Annotated in this window: 1 protein-coding gene; it reads left to right on the forward strand. The window is 47.1% G+C overall.

Translation table 11 applies throughout. The features are described 5' to 3' along the window. Window positions 1–154: 154 nt before the first annotated feature. Window positions 155–597: hypothetical protein (locus tag OKA11_RS24490; RefSeq protein ID WP_267225249.1), on the forward strand; the 443-nt coding region annotated here is incomplete at its 3' end.

The following is a 597-nucleotide window of genomic DNA, read 5'->3' on the forward strand; positions in this document are numbered from 1 at the left end:
CAGCCTCGTGCCAAGTTTCTCCGCCACATCGGAGTTGTTCGCTTGGTTTGAGTAGGAACTGCATCCGAAGTCGATTTAACGGCAGTGTGATGCAAAAATTGGCGCGGATATCATCCTCCTCCAGTTGACATTCCAAAGTCAATGGAGGCGAGCAATGAGGTATTTTTCATACATTTCTTCTTTTATTGCCTCATTATCAATATTTTTTCCATTACATTCTTATGCCGGAACCATAGAAATTGCGCGATCAGCAAATACTTCAGACAGTATAAATTTCGATTTGTCGCATTATGATGGCGGCGAGAAGATGGGGACGCTGGAAGACCCGTCTGCAAAATCAACCAACATTTCACCACATGAAGTGCCCCCAACTGAGGCCGACGCGCAATCGGTGGAGGGACCACAGCTCCCTCCAGATATCGCAAATGTCAGCAAAATTGAGGCGGTCGCCAGCAATCGCTTCAAGATGCCCAAGGACATCAAATATATCGAGATGGGATTTGTGGCGATGAATGTCGCGGATGCGGCAATGACCATATACTGCGTTGAGAAGGGCACTTGCATTGAAAAGAACCCTTTGTACGGATCTCGTCCAAG

This window comes from Novosphingobium clariflavum (assembly GCF_026420865.1).
Classification (GTDB): Bacteria; Pseudomonadota; Alphaproteobacteria; order Sphingomonadales; family Sphingomonadaceae; genus Novosphingobium; species Novosphingobium clariflavum.